General features: G+C 63.6%; 1 pseudogene. It reads left to right on the top strand.

What is annotated here, in order from left to right:
* Positions 1–258: pseudogene (locus HMPREF2716_RS18350) on the top strand (chemotaxis protein); the annotation flags it as partial.

Genomic DNA, 258 nt, shown 5'->3' with positions numbered 1-258 from the left:
AGGAGTCGGCCCAGCAGATCCAGAAGATGATCGAAGAGCTGCAAGTCGGCGCCCGCGAGGCGGTGGCCACCATGACCGAAAGCCAGCGTTACAGCCTGGAGAGCGTGGAGATCGCCAACCGTGCCGGCGAACGCCTGGGTAGCGTGACCAGCCGGATCGGCGAGATCGACAGCATGAACCAGTCGGTGGCCACTGCCACCGAGGAACAGACCGCGGTGGTCGACTCGCTGAACATGGACATCACCGAGATCAACACCC

This window comes from Pseudomonas sp. HMSC076A11 (assembly GCF_001810205.1).
Classification (GTDB): domain Bacteria; phylum Pseudomonadota; class Gammaproteobacteria; order Pseudomonadales; family Pseudomonadaceae; genus Pseudomonas; species Pseudomonas aeruginosa.
Note: the sequence above shows the minus strand (reverse complement) of the source record. Positions and strands in the feature narration are given on the sequence as shown.